This is a genomic window from Acinetobacter sp. WCHA29, assembly GCF_002165335.1.
Classification (GTDB): Bacteria; Pseudomonadota; Gammaproteobacteria; order Pseudomonadales; family Moraxellaceae; genus Acinetobacter.
The window spans coordinates 246,230-262,691 of record NZ_NHRQ01000002.1; the positions used below are offsets into that span (position 1 = coordinate 246,230).

Annotated in this window: 13 protein-coding genes; 9 read left to right on the forward strand and 4 right to left on the reverse strand. The window is 39.6% G+C overall.

All coding sequences use genetic code 11. The features are described 5' to 3' along the window. Positions 1-62: 62 nt before the first annotated feature. The 6 genes from CDG59_RS02610 (at position 63) to CDG59_RS02635 (ending at position 7,757) form a co-directional block, all read left to right on the forward strand. Positions 63-1,268 carry an aspartate aminotransferase family protein gene (locus tag CDG59_RS02610; protein ID WP_087543387.1) on the forward strand — a complete coding sequence of 402 codons (1,206 nt, stop codon included), beginning with the start codon at positions 63-65 and terminating at the stop codon, positions 1,266-1,268. Positions 1,269-1,290: 22 nt separating this feature from the next. Then, the gene (astA, locus tag CDG59_RS02615) at positions 1,291-2,334 is read left to right on the forward strand and encodes an arginine N-succinyltransferase (protein WP_087543389.1); all 1,044 of its coding nucleotides are present in this window, start codon (positions 1,291-1,293) and stop codon (positions 2,332-2,334) included. Next, positions 2,334-3,803 (forward strand): succinylglutamate-semialdehyde dehydrogenase, encoded by a 1,470-nt coding sequence (gene astD, locus CDG59_RS02620; protein ID WP_087543391.1) that lies wholly within the window; start codon positions 2,334-2,336, stop codon positions 3,801-3,803. The genes astA and astD overlap by 1 nt, the downstream gene beginning before the upstream one ends. 32 nt (positions 3,804-3,835) lie before the next feature. Then, positions 3,836-5,176, forward strand: a complete 1,341-nt coding sequence (astB, locus tag CDG59_RS02625) for an N-succinylarginine dihydrolase (RefSeq protein WP_087543393.1) — start codon at positions 3,836-3,838, stop codon at positions 5,174-5,176. A 34-nt stretch (positions 5,177-5,210) separates the two neighbouring features. Continuing rightward, positions 5,211-6,185, forward strand: a complete 975-nt coding sequence (gene astE, locus CDG59_RS02630) for a succinylglutamate desuccinylase (RefSeq protein WP_087543395.1) — start codon at positions 5,211-5,213, stop codon at positions 6,183-6,185. Between the two features lie 177 nt (positions 6,186-6,362). Further along, complete coding sequence (locus CDG59_RS02635) at positions 6,363-7,757, forward strand: amino acid permease (protein WP_005161448.1); 1,395 nt, start codon at positions 6,363-6,365, stop codon at positions 7,755-7,757. Positions 7,758-7,969: 212 nt separating this feature from the next. Here the strand turns inward: CDG59_RS02635 and CDG59_RS02640 are convergent, their stop codons facing one another. Next, entirely contained in the window at positions 7,970-9,481 is a 1,512-nt protein-coding gene (locus tag CDG59_RS02640) for an aldehyde dehydrogenase family protein (RefSeq protein WP_087543397.1), read from the reverse strand. Positions 9,482-9,623: 142 nt separating this feature from the next. Here CDG59_RS02640 and CDG59_RS02645 point away from each other — a divergent pair, with 142 nt between their 5' ends. Beyond that, positions 9,624-10,805 carry a transcriptional regulator gene (locus tag CDG59_RS02645; RefSeq protein ID WP_087543398.1) on the forward strand — a complete coding sequence of 394 codons (1,182 nt, stop codon included), beginning with the start codon at positions 9,624-9,626 and terminating at the stop codon, positions 10,803-10,805. A 365-nt stretch (positions 10,806-11,170) separates the two neighbouring features. On the opposite strand, the gene mdh is transcribed toward CDG59_RS02645, so the two are convergent. Then, entirely contained in the window at positions 11,171-12,343 is a 1,173-nt protein-coding gene (mdh, locus tag CDG59_RS02650) for an iron-dependent methanol dehydrogenase (RefSeq protein WP_087543400.1), read from the reverse strand. 344 nt (positions 12,344-12,687) lie between these two features. Here mdh and CDG59_RS02655 point away from each other — a divergent pair, with 344 nt between their 5' ends. Continuing rightward, entirely contained in the window at positions 12,688-13,221 is a 534-nt protein-coding gene (locus CDG59_RS02655; RefSeq protein ID WP_413772661.1) for a lipocalin family protein, read from the forward strand. Positions 13,222-13,245: 24 nt separating this feature from the next. Here CDG59_RS02655 and CDG59_RS02660 read toward each other — a convergent pair whose 3' ends face one another. Both CDG59_RS02660 and CDG59_RS02665 read right to left on the reverse strand, forming a co-directional pair. Beyond that, positions 13,246-13,407 carry a DUF2256 domain-containing protein gene (locus CDG59_RS02660; RefSeq protein ID WP_087543404.1) on the reverse strand — a complete coding sequence of 54 codons (162 nt, stop codon included), beginning with the start codon at positions 13,405-13,407 and terminating at the stop codon, positions 13,246-13,248. A 2-nt stretch (positions 13,408-13,409) separates the two neighbouring features. Further along, complete coding sequence (locus CDG59_RS02665; protein ID WP_087543405.1) at positions 13,410-14,939, reverse strand: cryptochrome/photolyase family protein; 1,530 nt, start codon at positions 14,937-14,939, stop codon at positions 13,410-13,412. 751 nt (positions 14,940-15,690) lie between these two features. Between CDG59_RS02665 and modA the strand changes: the two genes are divergently transcribed. Then, on the forward strand, positions 15,691-16,461 hold the full coding sequence (gene modA, locus CDG59_RS02680) for a molybdate ABC transporter substrate-binding protein (protein ID WP_143225210.1): 771 nt from the start codon (positions 15,691-15,693) through the stop codon (positions 16,459-16,461). Position 16,462: the final 1 nt, after the last annotated feature.

Genomic DNA, 16,462 nt, shown 5'->3' on the forward strand with positions numbered 1-16,462 from the left:
AGCAAACGGCTCATTGAATATTCAATGAGCCTGCATATCAAAACAGGAAGTGAGTAAATAAAATGAGCGAAGTCGCAATTACACGTAACAATTTTAATGATTGGATGGTGCCTGTTTTTGCTCCAGCAAATTTCATTTTGGTTCGTGGTGAAGGTTCTCGTATTTGGGATCAAAACGATAAAGAATATATCGATTTTGCAGGTGGTATTGCGGTTAATGCTTTAGGTCATGCCCATCCAGTTGCGGTAAATGCTTTAACAGAACAAGCTCAAAAACTTTGGCATATTGGTAATGGTTATACCAACGAGCCAGTATTACGCCTTGCAAAACAATTGGTTGAAAGTACATTCGCTGACAAAGTATTTTTCTGTAATTCTGGTGCAGAAGCGAACGAAGCAGCATTAAAACTGGCACGTAAAGTTGGTTTGCTCAGTGGTAATCCAAATAAAAATCATATTGTTGCATTTAAAAATGCATTCCACGGTCGAACTTTGTTTACCGTAACAGCAGGTGGACAACCTAAATATTCTCAAGATTTTGCACCTTTACCGGGTGGAATCGAGCATACGGCATTTAATGATTTAGATGCTGCTAAAGCTATTATTACTGAAAATACCTGTGCGGTGATCGTAGAACCGATCCAAGGCGAAGGTGGTGTGTTACCCGCTGACATCGAATTTTTGAAAGGCTTACGTGCGTTGTGTGATGAAAAAGGCGCTGTGCTGATTTTTGATGAAGTGCAAACAGGTGTTGGCCGTACAGGTTCACTTTATGCCTACATGAATACTGGCGTAACCCCAGATATTTTAACGACGGCAAAAGCCTTAGGTGGTGGTTTCCCAATCGGCGCAATGATTACTACAGATCATTATGCCAACATGTATGCGGTGGGTGATCACGGTACGACTTATGGTGGTAATCCATTGGCTTGTGCAGTGGCAGGTGCGGTATTTGAATTTATTAATACACCAGAAGTTTTAGACGGTGTTAAAAAACGTCATCAATATTTCATCGATGCTTTGCATAAAATCAATGCTGAATATGGTTTATTCAAAGAAATCCGCGGTCAAGGTCTATTAATTGGTTGCGTTCTGAAAGATGAATATGCAGGCAAAGCAAAAAATATCGTGACCTTAGCGGGTGAAGAAGGCTTGTTGGCGTTGGTTGCAGGTACTGATGTCGTACGTTTTACCCCTTCACTGATTATTCCAATGGAAGATATTGACGAAGGTTTAAATCGTTTTGCTCGTGCCTTAGCACGCCTCTAAATCTTGTTGTGAGCATCTAACCATGATGATTGTTAGACATGCAGCGCATCGGGACTTAGATGATATTTATCGTTTAGCGCAAAGAGCAGGAGAGTCGGGCATTGGCTTGACCTCCTTACCAGAAAACAAAGAAATCTTAGCTGAACGTATTATACGTACGACTCACACTTTAGCGGGCTTAACCGAAAAGTGTGAGGCAAGTTATTTGTTTGTTTTAGAAGATACCAGTATTCACAAAATTGTGGGTGTGAGTGCGATTGAAGTTGCAGTGGGATTAAAAGAACCATTTTACAACTTCCGTGTAGCAAAACAGGTGCATGCCTCTAAAGCCTTAAATGTGTATAAGACTTTAGATACTCTTTTTTTAAGTAATGATCATACTGGTTGCAGTGAACTCTGCACTTTGTTCCTTGATCCTGAATACCGCAAAAACCAAAACGGTAAGTTTTTATCAAAAGTACGTTTTCTGTTTATTGCAGCGTTTCGTTCTTTCTTTGAAGAAAGATTGATTGCTGAGATGCGTGGTTTTTCAGATCAAAATGGACATTCGCCATTTTGGGATTCGCTCGGTTATCTATTTTTTGATATGGATTTTGCAGCTGCGGATTATTTAAGTGGTGTAGGACAAAAAGCGTTTATCGCCGAACTCATGCCGAGATTTCCAGTCTATGTTGATTTGCTGACCTCAGAAGCGCGTGCTGTGATTGCTGAAGTACATCCGCACACATTGCCTGCGGCAAAAGTGTTGATGTCAGAAGGGCTTAAATATCAGGGTTATGTGGATATTTTTGATGCAGGACCAACACTGGAAGCCAATACCGCTGAACTACGTGCAGTCAAAGAGAGTCGTTTGCTCAACGTTCAAATCACTGAGCAAGTTGAAACGACAGACACTCATTTTTTGGTTGCGAATGACCAATACCAAGATTATTGCGTGTTGTTGATCAATAACAAAATCACTGAAAGTGACACTTTGCAGATGACAGCAGCACAAGCACAAGCACTGAATATTGCTGAACACGATCAAGTACGCGTTTTAGCATTAGAAAAAATGGAGAAGAACTAATGTCACAAGGTGCATTATTAATTGATGGTGCTTGGATCCAAGGACAAGGAACCGCATTCAGTAAAACCAACCCTGTTAACAATCAGCAAATTTGGGCAGGTCATGAAGCCAGCCAAGCTGATGTTGAGCAGGCATGTCTTGCTGCTCGTCAGGCATTTCCTGCTTGGGCACGTATGCCGTTAGAAGATCGTATCGCAATTATTGAACGTTTTGCGAGTCTACTTGAGCAGAATAAAAATGAATTGGCTCAAGTGATTAGTCAAGAAACCAGTAAACCACTTTGGGAAACATTGACCGAAGTGCAATCAATGGTGGGCAAAGTCGCGATTTCAATTCGTGCTTATGATCAACGTACGGGTTTCAGTGAAACTAGAATGCCAGATGGTATTGCTTCACTACGTCATCGTCCACATGGTGTTTTGGCTGTATTTGGTCCATATAACTTCCCAGGTCATTTGCCAAATGGTCATATTGTTCCTGCATTGATTGCAGGCAATACCGTAGTGTTTAAACCAAGTGAACTTACCCCTTGGACTGCGGAAGAAACGGCAAAGTTATGGCAGCAAGCAGGTTTGCCGAATGGCGTATTGAATATCGTACAAGGTGGGCGTAGTACAGGTGAGGCACTTGCTGCGGCTGAACAAATTGACGGTTTGTTGTTCACAGGCAGTGCCAATACAGGTTATCACTTGCATAAGCAAATGGCAGGCGCGCCTGAAAAAATCCTTGCTTTGGAAATGGGTGGCAATAATGCCCTCATCGTTGACGAAGCAACTGATATTGATGCGGTCGTGAATTTAGCGATTCAATCGGCTTTTGTTTCGGCAGGACAACGTTGTACTTGTGCACGCCGAATCATTGTCAAGCACGGTGTAAATGGTGATGCCTTCATTCAACGTTTTGTAGAAGTCGCGAAGAATCTAGTTGTTGGTGAGTGGAATGCTGAACCACAACCATTTATGGGGGGAGTGATTTCTTCTCGTGCGGCTGAACAAATGTTAGTAGCACAAACTAAACTGATCGATTTAGGCGCAAAACCATTATTAGAAATGACACGTCCACAAGCAGACAGTTCATTGTTGACAGCAGGTATTTTAGATTTAACACAGGTCGATGGTATTCCTGATGATGAATACTTCGGTCCATTGACGACGATTTATCGCTACAACACTTTTGATGAAGCATTAAGCATCGCCAATAACACTCGCTTTGGTTTGGCGGTTGGTTTGGTTTCACCTGACCGAGATTTATTTGATCGTGTGTTGGTTGAAGCACGTGCGGGTATTGTGAATTGGAATAAACCATTGACTGGTGCTTCAAGTGCAGCACCGTTTGGTGGAGTAGGTGCTTCTGGTAATCACCGAGCGAGTGCCTTTTATGCAGCAGATTATAGTGCTTGGCCAATGGCATCATTGGAAAGTGATAACGTGACGCTTCCTGCAAAATTATCACCGGGCATTGTGCTCTAAGACGGATCGCATCGGGACACATGGAGAATAAAATGTCTGGTTATGAAATTAATTTTGATGGTTTAGTTGGTCCTACGCATCATTATGCGGGCTTATCATTTGGTAATGTGGCTTCAACTAAAAACCGTAATAACGCATCAAATCCTAAGCTTGCGGCAAAACAAGGCTTGAAGAAAATGAAAGCCCTTGCAGACTTAGGGCTTAAACAAGGCGTGTTTGCACCACAAGAGCGTCCGCATGTACCAACATTGCGTCGTTTAGGCTTTACGGGTAGTGATATTGATGTGATTGCTCAAGCCATGCGTACGGCACCTGCGTTGCTATCATCATTGAGTTCAGCTTCATCAATGTGGACCGCGAACTCGTGTACGGTATCACCATCGGCTGACAGTGCTGACGGGCGGATGCATTTTACTGCTGCAAACCTAAATAATAAGTTCCATCGATCAATTGAGCATCATACAACGACTCGTATTCTTCAAGCGATGTTCAAGAATGATGTATATTTCGCGCATCACGAAGCATTGCCAGAAGCTGCTTTATTTGGCGATGAAGGTGCAGCCAATCATAATCGTCTAGGTGGTGCTTATGATCAGGCTGGCGTGCAAGTTTTTGTTTACGGTCAACAACAACTTGGTGGTACGGTTGCACCACAAAAATTCCCTGCACGTCAAACACGTGAGGCGAGTGAAGCGATTGCGCGTTTACATCGGTTAGATGCAAAGCGTACTGTATTTATTCAGCAAAATCCTGACGTGATTGATCAAGGCGTATTTCATAATGATGTGATCGCCGTGAGTAACCAACAGGTGTTGTTCCATCACCAACATGCTTTTTTAAATCAAGCTGCAGCCTTAGATGAAATTCGTCACAAGATGGCCGAAATTGAACAAGAGTTTGTTTCGATTGAAGTGCCTGAAAGTCGAGTGAAGGTTGAAGATGCTGTTTCAACTTATTTATTCAATAGTCAAATCTTAACCCGTGCTGATGGTGGCATGAGCATTGTTGTACCAGAAGAATCTCGTCAGAACTCAGCCGTTTGGAGTTACTTAAATGACATGATTCAAATGGGAACACCAATTGACGACATTAAAGTATTTGATCTGCGTGAAAGTATGCGGAATGGCGGCGGACCTGCATGTTTAAGACTTCGTGTTGCTGTAAACGAAGCTGAGCTAAATGCAGTCAATCCAAACTTGTTCATGAATGATGCTTTGTTCAAAACACTGAATCAGTGGGTGGATCAGCATTACCGTGATGAGTTAACGCAGGATGATTTGGATGATCCAAGTTTATTGATTGAGAGCCGTACTGCGCTAGATGAACTCACTAAGATTTTAAATTTAGGTTCGGTTTATCACTTCCAAAGATAAAACAGTAAAGAACGGCTTTTAAGGATGAAAGTACATGGTTGATCTACTCGCGTTGACTTTAGCGCAACAGGAACCCGAGCAAATGCAGGGTGAAACAGTTGAGTTTACATGGCAATGGCTAGGTGAAGGGTTACTGCAATGTACACCTAAAACAGCGTATAGAAAAACCATGGTGCTTTCTGCTGGAATTCATGGTAATGAAACAGCACCGATTGAATTATTGTCTCGCATCATTAATGACCTATTTGCTGAGCATTTAAAATTAGCGGTGCGTGTACTCTTTGTTTTAGGTAATCCTAAGGCAATTCGACAAGGTGTTCGTTATCTCGAAAATGATATGAACCGAATGTTTTGTGGTGCATATCAGCAGTTAGCACAAGATGATGAAACGCATCGAGCAGCACAATTAGAACAGTGTACTTCAGAGTTTTTTGAGCAAAGTCAGTTTGAAGCACAGCGCTATCATTATGATATGCACACTGCAATTCGTGCATCATTACTGCCTGTATTTGCATTATTTCCCTATCAAACACAGCCCTATGATGACTTCCTGATTCAAAGTTTGAATGCTGCGGATTTGGATGCTTTGGTGTATCACAATGCGGTTGGAAAAACCTTTACTCATTTTACTGCTGAACGATGTCAAGCGGCGAGTAGTACCTTGGAGTTAGGCAAAGCAAAGCCGTTTGGTCAAAATGATTTAGCTGAATTTGCGAGTACGGATCAGGTTTTACGTGCGGTACTTTCAGAGCAGGCTTTGCCATGTAGACAAAAGCCAAGTATTCGCCAATTTAAGGTGGTGGACTCCGTTCTAAGGCAGAGTGACGATTTCCAATTGCAATTAAGTGCTGATGCACCTAATTTTTCGACCTTTCAGAAAGGTGAGGTGATTGCAACTCAGCAAGCAGGCAATTATGTCGTCGATAATCAACAAGTTTGGATTTTATTTCCAAATCCAAATGTGAAGATGGGCTTGAGAGCTGGACTGGTTTTAAAGGAAATTGGGTAGCATACACTACATCGACTTTTAAAAAATGGATGTGATACGGAATAGGCGTAAATGGAGTTTGAATATGGATGTTCAGTAGAAAACAAAAGATCGGAAAAAATATCCATTGGATATTCATTTTTATGAAGTGGAAAGCAAGGACAGGTTGTCATAAAAAGATAGTTGGAGTGATCGTGTATGATTAACAATATGGAAGTGGGTAAGCCGCTAAAACGTGCCATGACGAAACGTCATTTGGTGATGATTTCATTAGGTGGTGCAATTGGAACGGGCTTATTTTTAGGCTCAGGTGATGTGATTTCACAGGCAGGTCCCATTGGTGCGATTCTCTCTTACCTGCTTGGTGGTATCATTGCCTACATGGTGATGCTGTGTTTAGGTGAGTTGGCAGTACAGATGCCAGTTTCGGGTTCATTTGGTGAATATGCCAGAACCTATATTGGACCAGGCACGGGCTATATGATCACATGGTTGTATTGGTTGACGTGGACTGCAACATTAGGTACTGAATTCACAGCTGCAGCTTTACTCATGCAGGAGTGGTTTCCTTCCATATCCATGTGGACATGGACCTTATTATTTGCAGCACTGGTCTTTACGCTGAATGTGAGTTCCACTCGGTTATTTGCTGAGTCGGAATTTTGGCTATCTTTGGTTAAAGTTCTCACCATTATCTGTTTTATTGCATTGGGCCTAGCCGCTATTTTTGGCTTGATCTCCTATCATGGTCATGAGTCAGCACCGCTGTTTAGTAAATTGACCGAGCATGGTTGGTTCCCAAATGGTATTTACCCAATTTTTGCCACAATGCTGATCGTTAATTTTGCATTCTCTGGTACAGAACTGATTGGGGTTGCCGCAGGGGAAGCTGAAGAACCTGCGAAAACGGTACCGAAAGCAATTAATGCTGCAATTTGGCGTTTATTGATTTTCTTTGTTGGTACGATTGTGGTGATTTGTGCATTACTGCCTTATGAAATGGCAGGACTCAATGCAGAAGGCGTAAGTAATAGTCCATTTGTAACGGTATTTAATTACATCGGCATTCCATATGCAGAAGATATTATTCGTTTTGTGATTATTACTGCACTTTTATCGGCTGCTAACTCAGGCTTATTTGCTGCTTCTCGAATGATGTGGTCATTGTCAGCGCAGAATCAACTTCCTAAAGTGTTTGCTAAATTGACACGTTCAGGTACGCCAATTATTGCCATTATTGTCACCATGTTTGGTGCAATTCCTGGTTTATTATCTGAACAATTTGCGCCTGAAACCATTTTTAAAAATTTACTGGGTGTTGCTGCTTTTACTATGGTCGTGGTTTGGATCTCAATTTGTGTGAGCCAATTTAACTTCCGTAGACAATGGATTAAGTCTGGTAAAACCGTAAAAGACCTTAAATTTGCTGCACCGTTGTTTCCGTTGACACCAATTTTAGGTGGGGCCTTCTGTGTCATTACTTGTATTAGTATGGTGGCAGATCCTTCAATGCAAGTTGGTTTTGTCTGCTGTGTTCTATTTATCATCGCCTGCTATGCAAGCTACTATATGTTTTATAAAAACAAAGCTTAACTGTATAAGCTAATCTTTCATAACAGACGAATCTACACTCAGAATCTTTGAGTTGAGATTCGTCTTTTTTACTTTAGAAAATGACGATTTGGCTGTTTATAAAATGTAAAGAACTTCAAATAGAGATGACAAAAAAGAGCAAGTGCCGTAGTACTTGCTCTTTTCATTTGATTTAGGATATTTGCTTATAGTTAAATATCGCTAGTCATGTTTTAGAAGAATCCAGCAGGTTTAGTTGAGTAGCTGACTAAAAGATTCTTGGTTTGTTGATAGTGATCTAACATCATTCTGTGGTTTTCACGACCAACGCCTGATTTTTTATAACCACCAAAAGCAGCATGAGCAGGATAGATGTGGTAACAGTTTGTCCAAACACGTCCTGCTTCAACTGCTCGACCAGCGCGGTATGAAGTATGTGCAGAACGAGCCCAAACGCCAGCACCTAAACCATAGATGGTGTCATTTGCGATTTTGATGGCTTCATCAAAATCTTTGAAAGTTGTTACAGATAGAACTGGCCCAAAAATTTCTTCTTGGAAGATCTGCATGGCATTGTGTCCTTTGAAGACAGTTGGTTCGATATAGAAACCTTCACCTACTTCTTGTCTAGCACCACCACCAGTAAGAAGTTCAGCACCTTCTTCTCGACCGGTGTTAATACAACGTAAGATTTTTTCCTGTTGTTCTAGTGAAGCTTGAGCACCAACCATTGTATCAGTATCAAGTGGGTGACCTACTTTGATACGTTTCACACGCTCAATGGCTTTTTCTAAGAACTTATCCGCAATACTTTCTTGAACTAATGCGCGAGAGGGACAAGTACAAACTTCGCCTTGATTAAGTGCGAACATTGCAAAGCCTTCAAGTGCTTTATCAAGAAAATCATCTTCTTGATCCATAACATCTTCAAAGAAGATATTTGGAGATTTTCCACCAAGTTCTAAAGTGACTGGAATAATATTCTCAGTTGCATATTGCATGATCAACTGTCCAACTTGGGTTGAACCTGTAAATGCAATTTTGGCAATACGAGGATTAGTGGCAAGTGGACGGCCTACTTCGACACCATAGCCATTCACAACGTTTAATACACCAGCAGGTAGAATATCTTGGATTAATTCTAAAACAAGTAGAATGCTTACAGGTGTTTGTTCTGCTGGTTTTAATACGACACAGTTACCTGCTGCTAGTGCAGGAGCAAGTTTCCATGCAGCCATGAGAATTGGGAAGTTCCATGGAATAATTTGTCCAACGACACCTAAAGGTTCGTGGAAATGGTAAGCAATTGTATCCTCATCGATTTCTGAAATGCCACCTTCTTGTGCACGGATACAACCAGCAAAATAGCGGAAGTGGTCAATTGCCAATGGAATATCGGCAGCAAGTGTTTCTCGAACAGGCTTACCATTATCCCAAGTTTCTGCAACGGCAAGATATTCTAGATTTTGTTCTAGTCTATCAGCGATTTTAAGTAAAATATTTGAACGTACTGTCGGAGAGCTTTTATTCCACTCAGCTTTGGCTTTGTGTGCTGCATCTAATGCGAGTTCGATATCTTCAGCTGACGAACGCGGTACTTTTGTAAATACTTTGCCATCGACAGGAGAGATATTATCGAAGTATTCTCCTTTAATAGGTGCTACCCATTGACCGCCAATAAAGTTCTCGTATTGAGCTTTGAATTGAACCTTTGAATCAGGTTGATTAGGATCGACATAACGCATATATATATTCCTTTGCTTATAATTGATCTGTTAAGCATCTACAGCTTTGGTATAAGGTACTTTTGTACGCTATTTGATTAGCATATAACTGGGAAGGTTGGAGAAAGGTTGGAAATCGTGGTCATTAGTAAAGGATACACAAATGTTTACAAAACGAGACCTATTACAACAACGAACATCAATTGATCAACTTAAGCGACACAATAGTTTGTCGCCGCAAAGTGCTGAAATGCTAGGACAAAGTATTGCCAGTTCTTGGCAACGCTCAGCATCTTGTGCTATTCCAAAAGAGCGCTTGGCTGCACCTTTATTGGCACAACATAAGAAAGCAAAAACGACTTTAGATTTAGCATTAGAGGTTTGTTCAAATGATCTCAGTCATATTGCGGCACAATCATCTATGGTGATTGCGGTTGGCGATGTGGGGAGTACAATTATTTGGACTGCTTCCAGTACGCAGATGCAAAGCGCCGCTGAAAAGGTACATTTTATTGCAGGCGGTCAATGGGCAGAAGAAGAGGTTGGGACGAATGCCTTAGCGCTGTCTTTAAAGACCCAACAATCTAGTTGTGTGTTTTCAAATGAGCATTATATGGAATCAGTGCATGACTGGGTTTGTTATGCAGCGCCAGTGATTGATCCCTACTCCAAACAAGTGTTAGGTGTGGTGGATTTATCCACAACTTGGAAAAATCACAATACGCTCGGTGTATTGGCTGCTGAGCGTTGTGCATCGATTATTCAAACCGCTCTGATTGAACAGCAACGTCAGCGTTTATATATCCGTGCTTTTACTTCACCGCAAGTGATTTTTAATAATAAATCTTTGGTTTTAACGCCGCGTCAAATTGAAATTTTGGCAATTTTAGCGCTCTGTCCGAATGGTTTAAATTTAGAAAATTTACATCAAGCGCTTTATGGTGAGCGTAAAGTCAGTGTTGGAACGTTAAAGGCTGAGATGTCACAGTTACGTGATATTTTGGGCGGAATGCTAGGCTCAAGACCTTATCGCTTACTTGCAAATGTAGAAGCTGATTTTTTATATGTGGAACAGGCACTTGATTCGGGTTATATCGCCTCAGCATTACAATTGTATAAGGGTATCTTCTTATCAAAAACAGAAAGTCCTTTCCTATGCGCATGGCGAGATTGTCTTGAATCACGTCTCAGCGATATGATTTTTAAAACCAAAGAAATTGATGTATTACTGAAACATGTAGCTCATTTTCCTGAAGCAATTGATGCCGTTGAAAGATTAATTGAATTGTTACCTTTAGATCATCCTGCTCATCAATCGCTGAGCAAATTCAGAGATATGTCATAACTATAGCGGATCTAAAAAATAAAATTTTGTTTTATTATTCAATAACAAAGGGTGATATCTTTTGGGATGTCATTTAGCTGGCATTAGAAAAATTTGTCTAAAGGCATGTCATCTAATCAAATTGAAAAACAATATGATTCGCTTAATTTAGTTCATAACCTTTAAACAATATAGCAGCGTTTGACCTTATCAAAGACACGGTTAATTTAGAAAAAATGATTCACAAGATCGCTGAAATTTAATTCGATTATGGATGTTGACAAGCTCAATGAAATAAAAAAGGGAATACCTTTTGAGGGGTATTCCTAAAATTAAGTAAGCTAACGGTCGGAGAGATTCAGCTTACTTCTCGGGAAAAGCGTGGATTACAATGCTGCTTTAAAAATCTCAACAACTTGGGCATGCGTTGCTTTGCGAGGGTTAGTCAGCATACAGGCATCTTTTTGAGCATTTTCAGCCATAATTGCAAGATCTTCAGTTTTCACACCAAGTTCAGTTAAACCTGATGGGATACCGATTGAAGATGATAATTCCCGAATGGCGTCAATGGCTGCAAAAGCCGCTTCAGTTTCTGTAAGCCCTTCAGTATTTACACCCATAAGTTCAGCAATTTTTGCATAACGGTCTTGGCAAGAAATTAGATTGAACTCACATACATGAGGGAGCAATACCGCATTACATACACCATGAGGGAGATTATAGAATCCGCCTAATTGATGAGCCATGGCATGGACATAACCTAGAGATGCATTGTTGAATGCCATACCTGCGAGGTATTGTGCATAGCTCATTGCATCACGTGCTTCAATATTTTCACCATTTGCAACCGCAGGGCGTAGCCATTGGCTAATCATGGTAATGGCTTTTTCTGCACAGGCATCGGTGATTGGGTTTGCTGCAGTCGATACATAAGCTTCAACTGCATGTGTAAGTGCATCCATTCCCGTTGCAGCGGTTAAACCTGCTGGCTTTGCAACCATGAGTTTAGGGTCATCGATTGCAATCAATGGAGTGCAGCGCCAGTCAACAATTGCCATTTTTACGTGGGTATCGGTATTGGTAATAATACAGAAACGGGTCATTTCTGATGCAGTACCCGCAGTCGTATTAATCGCAATAAGTGGGGTCATTGGTACTGTACTTTTATCAATACCTTCATAGTCACGGATATGACCACCGCCAGCCGTGACGAGTCCAATCCCTTTTGCACAATCGTGTGATGAGCCACCACCTAAAGAGACAATAAAATCACAGCTATTGTCGTTATAGGCTTCTACACCATTATGTACATTGATGTCAGTTGGATTTGGTTCAGCGCCTGGAAAAATGTGGCTGTCAACGCCTGCATCTTTTAAATATTGTGCAATGGTGTCTGCAACACCAAATTTAAATAAGCCTTGATCAGTTACGATCAGTGCTTTTTTTGCACCAAGATTCTGTGCTTTCGCACCGATTTCTTTTGCACAGCCTGGTCCAAAGAGAGATACACAAGGGATGTAAAAACCGTTAGTTTGATCTGCAATATTTTTAAAAGCCATGGAGTGATTCCTTCTTCCATATTCCATTGTTTGTTATTCAGTGATCTCATCACTGTAGCCTCAGTATGCAAGGCTTAAAAATTTTTCCTACCTACCAAAAACCTACCAAGAAATGTCTCAGACTGTTTAAATGAAATAATATGAATTTTTATCTCGCCGAAATCGATGCATATTAGAAAATTAAATATCTGTATTTTTAGTGAATATTAATGTTGTTAAATAATTGTTTTTTAATGTAATAAAGAGTAAATCTCACATTTTATTCACGGTTTTATCTCTATAAATTGTTTAGTCAATTTTGATAAAATCAAGAGGATAAAATGAAAGCTAAAACTTTATTTGGCATGGCAATATTGTCTGCTGCAATGACTGCTGCTGTAATACCAATGCAAGCAAATGCTGAAAAACCCTCTGCTGTCGATAAAATTGATGTGAATCAATATGCTGGAAAATGGTACGAGATCGCTCATTTGCCAATGTATTTTCAACGACACTGTGTGAGTGATACGACTGCTGTGTATACGCTTAATCCTGATAAAACCATCGGGGTCTTAAATAGCTGTAGAACTAAAACAGGGCAAATGGATAGTTCAGAAGGTGTGGCTTATCCTGCTAATAGTGGGAATAGTAAATTGAAAGTTAGTTTCTTACCTAAAAGTTTACGTTGGCTGCCATTTACGAAAGGCGATTATTGGGTTTTACGCGTAGATCCTGAATATAAAGTTGCATTGGTAGGTGGACCATCGACGAAATATTTATGGCTTCTTTCTAAGACACCAACAATTGATGACGCTACCTATAATTCATACCTTGAAACAGCGAAACAACAAGGTTACGACTTATCTAAGCTCATCAAAACTCCACATCGGACACCATAATCTTTTGACATTTAATCAGGTATCTCAGTTGGATACCTGATTTTTACTACTAGTTTTAGCTTGTGACTTACATTTTTTAGAGCAATATTGAACTTCATTCCAACATCTTTCCCATTTTTTACGCCAAGAAAATGTGAGGTGGCAATTTAGACAAACTTTCTCGGGTAAATGTATTTTTTTATGCATTTTTAGAGTTCTTCGATTTGATTTTGAAGGTGGGAGGCACGTTTTAAAATACGATTTTGTTCAGATAATTCTAATTTATCCCATTGCTTATACATCATTGTCATCCGCGGATTTGAACTAAAAAAGACTCGATTTCGATGTAGAAAGTCCCAATATAAACTGTTGAATGGGCAACTATCATGATCAGTTTTGGTTTTTACATTGTAATGGCAGTGCTGACAGTAATTAGACATTTTATGAATGTAATTACCTGATGCTGCATAAGGTTTACTTGCAACAAGACCAGCATCTGCAAATAAAACCATTCCATGAGTATTTGGAAGTTGTACCCATTCAAATGCATCAGCATACACGCTCAAATACCATTCATTGACTTGCTTGGGTGAGATGCCATTCAGTAATGTGAAATTACCAATCACCATCAAGCGTTGAATATGGTGAGCATAAGCATTTTCCAAAGAGTTTTTTAAACATTCATGCATACATTGCATTTTTGTTTCAGCAGTCCAAAAATAGCTAGGCAATTCTCTTTCAGCATTTAATTTATTGAGATCACGATAATTTGGCATACACAGCCAATAAATGCCGCGAATAAATTCACGCCAACCTAGTATTTGTCGAATAAAACCCTCAGCAGCGTTCAACGGAATTTGGTTATTGTAATAAGCTGATTCAGCAGCATCACAAACTTCTTTGGGTGACAGCAATCCACAGTTTAGATAGGGAGAAAGGAGGCTATGGAACATATAATCTTGTTGGTTCACCATAGCATCTTGATATTGACCAAAATGGACTAATTGATGTTGGATAAAATAATCAAGGGCTTGAAGTGCCTGTTGACGTGTAGTTGCCCAGTTGAAATGATCAATTTGACCAATATGATCTTGAAACTCTGCTTTAACTAAAGCGATCACATCTAAATCAATCTGGTCATGAGTAAAATATAAAGCAGGAGAAATAGTGGGGGTTCCATTCCACTTTTGACGATTATCACTATCAAAATTCCATTTTCCTCCAATTGGTTTATCCGCCTGCATCAAATAGCCTGTTTGCTGTCTTAACTTTCGGTAGAAAAACTCCATCCGTAGGACTTTGGCAGTTGAACTCCATTCTTTAAAAGCTTGAATCGAAGAGAAAAAACGATCGTCTATAAGGATTTGTATGGGAATGTTAAGTTCTTTTTCCCAACTATTTTCCATTTGATATTGTAAGCGGTATTCTCCACATTCGGTTATGACTAAACCTTTTGCATCTTCTTTATCTAATTGAGACTTAAGAAATTGAAGAAAATTGTTTGTTGTTTTTGAACGGTCAAAAACTTGATAACGAACAGTCCATCCTTGTAGTTTAAGATGTTTGGCAAAATGTCGCATTGCACTAAAAATGAGTGCAATTTTCTGAGGATGATGTTTTACATAAGTGGCTTCTTCAAGCAGTTCTGCCATTAAAATCACATCTTCATGTTTATCAAGTCGTTTTAATGTGGCGATTTCTTCCGAGAGTTGATCACCTAAAATTAAACCGTAGCGCATAAGCTTTCACGCTTAAAAATTTGAATATAGTTTTTCGGTTGTAAAGTTCTTGTGAATACTGCAATTCTTTTTAATCGTATTGGATTGAGAGCTTTTAAATTAAGCAGCATGGGCACTTAAATAAACGGCTAAAACTTGAATATACATTATGAAATATTCTCAGTGAAGAAACAGGTGACATCAAATGCGCATCTAATTTTTGACCGTAACAATTACAGCTCAGCGTTGGTTGAATGACATTGCCACAGCTTTTGTGTGATCTATATTAATCATCCAATTTTTTGGCATAGCCATTGCTTTATGCTGGTTGAAAAATATCTATGCTAAGGCTCTTGAAATAGATACAAAGTATTTTTCGTTTGCTTCCTTCTTGAAACATATTTCACCATATTTTTTGTATTTTTGGAGTGAAATCTTTTGCTTATCGCTATATTTCTGAGAATATATTTTTAAGTATGAAGGATATTTTATCGTTCTGATTTCAATAAAATTAGAATCTTTAAAATGCGACCTTTGCAAAAGTGGAAAAGGTTTCATAATTTGGATTGCACTAAATTGAGCTGTTTTTAATTTTTGCACCAAACTGGGATGAACTCACATTAGGTGAAATTGAATTTCATCATGCTGTGAGATTTTATTTTGACTCATAGCATCATTAAAAATAGCAAAGCCCCAATCTCTGTTATTTTTAGCATATTTTTATCTTTCAATATGTTTTTAAAAATATATCGATTTCTGAGGGAAGAGAGGTATGTCGATCAATATGAAAGCGATCCGTGTTTTATGTACTATCTTTGGTTGTAGCGTATTTTCTAGTAGCAATGTTTTTGCGAATGAGTCTGTAACGGTCTATGCCGCAGCAAGTTTGACCAATGCGGTGAATGAATTAGATGCAATCTACGAACAAAAAAATAAAGTTGAAGTAAAGACTTCTTATGCGGGTTCTTCAACGCTAGCTAAGCAGATTGAAGCAGGTGCGCCAGCTGATGTATTTATTTCGGCCGATGTGCAATGGATGGATTATTTACAGAATAAGCAGCTTGTTTCAGCAAGTGATCGCGTGAATTTATTGGGTAATCGTTTGGTAGTGATTGCCCCCAAAGCTCGTCCAATCAAATTAAAAATAGATAACAGTTTTGATTTCACTAGGGTTGCTCAAGGTAAATGGTGTACAGGTGATACCAAGAGTGTACCTATTGGGAAATATGCAAAGCAGGCTTTGATCTCGATCGGCTGGTGGGATAAGGTTTCAACTCGCCTAGTGGAGACAGAGGATGTACGTGCTGCCTTAAACTTTGTGGCTCGTGGTGAATGTCAGTTAGGGATTGTTTACGCTACTGATGCAGCAATCAGCAAAAATGTCGTCATCATTGGAACATTTCCAGAAAATACCCATCAACCTATTATTTATCCAATAGGTTTAGTAAAGAAGAATACAGAGTCAATGAAATTCTATAAGTTTTTACAAAGCAGTCAGGCAACAAAAGTATTTAAAAAATATGGTTTTAGTGTACTTAAGTAAT

Bases quoted from the DNA above. Each gene is read 5' to 3' on its own strand.
- CDG59_RS02610 (WP_087543387.1), top strand. From the start codon at position 63: ATGAGCGAAGTCGCAATTACACGTAACAATTTTAATGATTGGATGGTG.
- astA (WP_087543389.1), top strand. From the start codon at position 1,291: ATGATGATTGTTAGACATGCAGCGCATCGGGACTTAGATGATATTTAT.
- astD (WP_087543391.1), top strand. From the start codon at position 2,334: ATGTCACAAGGTGCATTATTAATTGATGGTGCTTGGATCCAAGGACAA.
- astB (WP_087543393.1), top strand. From the start codon at position 3,836: ATGTCTGGTTATGAAATTAATTTTGATGGTTTAGTTGGTCCTACGCAT.
- astE (WP_087543395.1), top strand. From the start codon at position 5,211: ATGGTTGATCTACTCGCGTTGACTTTAGCGCAACAGGAACCCGAGCAA.
- CDG59_RS02635 (WP_005161448.1), top strand. From the start codon at position 6,363: ATGATTAACAATATGGAAGTGGGTAAGCCGCTAAAACGTGCCATGACG.
- CDG59_RS02640 (WP_087543397.1), bottom strand. From the start codon at position 9,481: ATGCGTTATGTCGATCCTAATCAACCTGATTCAAAGGTTCAATTCAAA.
- CDG59_RS02645 (WP_087543398.1), top strand. From the start codon at position 9,624: ATGTTTACAAAACGAGACCTATTACAACAACGAACATCAATTGATCAA.
- mdh (WP_087543400.1), bottom strand. From the start codon at position 12,343: ATGGCTTTTAAAAATATTGCAGATCAAACTAACGGTTTTTACATCCCT.
- CDG59_RS02655 (WP_413772661.1), top strand. From the start codon at position 12,688: ATGGCAATATTGTCTGCTGCAATGACTGCTGCTGTAATACCAATGCAA.
- CDG59_RS02660 (WP_087543404.1), bottom strand. From the start codon at position 13,407: ATGCATAAAAAAATACATTTACCCGAGAAAGTTTGTCTAAATTGCCAC.
- CDG59_RS02665 (WP_087543405.1), bottom strand. From the start codon at position 14,939: ATGCGCTACGGTTTAATTTTAGGTGATCAACTCTCGGAAGAAATCGCC.
- modA (WP_143225210.1), top strand. From the start codon at position 15,691: ATGTCGATCAATATGAAAGCGATCCGTGTTTTATGTACTATCTTTGGT.